A 1,195-nucleotide genomic window follows, 5' to 3' on the forward strand; every position below is an offset into this window, starting at 1 on the left:
AACAAGATCTCGTCCTATGGCGCGTTCCTGTCCTTTGCATCCTTCCTGCTGTTCTTCGGCGTGGTGATCTATTCGCTGCTGCGCGGCGCCCGCATCACCCAGAACAACTACTGGAACGAATACGCGGATACCCTGGAGTGGACCCTGCCCTGCCCGCCGCCCGAGCACACCTTTGAAATCCTGCCCAAGCAGGAAGACTGGGACCGCTCGCATTCGCACTAAGCGGCTGAGACCCTGACATCAAAAAAAGGCCCCGGCGCAGATGCTCCGGGGCCTTTTTCATGCGTGTTTACGGGGTAATCCATCAAGGTACGGAATTCTGAATATCACAGAAAACGAAGTTTTTTGTGCGGTGATTTCTGACATAAGGGCGGACGAAGGAGCGCCCGATGAATCCATCAGACAACCGAGATACGCCACAGGGTTTGGCCTTTGCCATCTCGGCCTATGTGATGTGGGGCTTCCTGCCGCTGTACCTCAAGGCGCTAGAGCACATTCCGCCCGCCGAAGTCGTTGCCCATCGAGTGATCTGGTCGGTGCCGGTGGCCGGGGTGCTGTTGCTGGTCCTGCGCCGGACCAAAGATCTCAAAGCCGCACTAAAGTCGCCAAAGACCATGGCGCTGGCCGGTCTGACGGCGGCGTTGATATCGGTGAACTGGGGGATCTATGTTTGGGCGATTTCGACCGGACAGGCACTGGACGCGGCTTTGGGGTATTACATCAACCCATTGTTCAGCATTTTTCTGGGGGCTGTCCTGCTGAATGAGCGTCTGAGCCGCTATCAGGTGCTGGCCATTGCTTTGGCGGCTTTGGCGGTTGTTGTTCTGGCGGTACAGGCAGGGTCATTGCCATGGGTCGCGCTGGCGCTGATGTTCAGCTGGGGGTTTTATGCCTTCTTCAAGAAATCCCTGGCAATTGGACCCAATCAAGGGTTTCTGCTCGAAGCTTTGATTCTGTTGGTGCCGGGACTGGGGTATGTCGGATATCTGACGGCCACCGGCACCGGGCATTTTGGTGGAGAAGCCTTTAACACGGCGATGTTGTTGGGCTGTGGCGTGGTGACGGCGGTACCGCTGATCGTATATGCCAATGGGGCCAAGCTGTTGCGCCTGTCGACCATCGGGATCCTGCAATACATCGCCCCTACTATGATCTTCCTAATTGCGGTTCTGGTCTTTGGTGAAGAGGTCGACCC

1 protein-coding gene and 1 pseudogene are annotated in these 1,195 nt (G+C 56.8%); both read left to right on the forward strand.

Going from position 1 to position 1,195, the window contains the following annotated elements:
* A pseudogene (locus A2I95_RS40155) lies at nt 1-222 on the forward strand (cytochrome c oxidase subunit I); the annotation flags it as partial.
* A 167-nt stretch (nt 223-389) separates the two neighbouring features.
* A partial coding sequence (rarD, locus tag A2I95_RS40160; protein WP_291737912.1) for an EamA family transporter RarD occupies nt 390-1,195 on the forward strand: 806 nt, incomplete at its 3' end.

The organism is Leisingera sp. F5 (assembly GCF_001593695.1).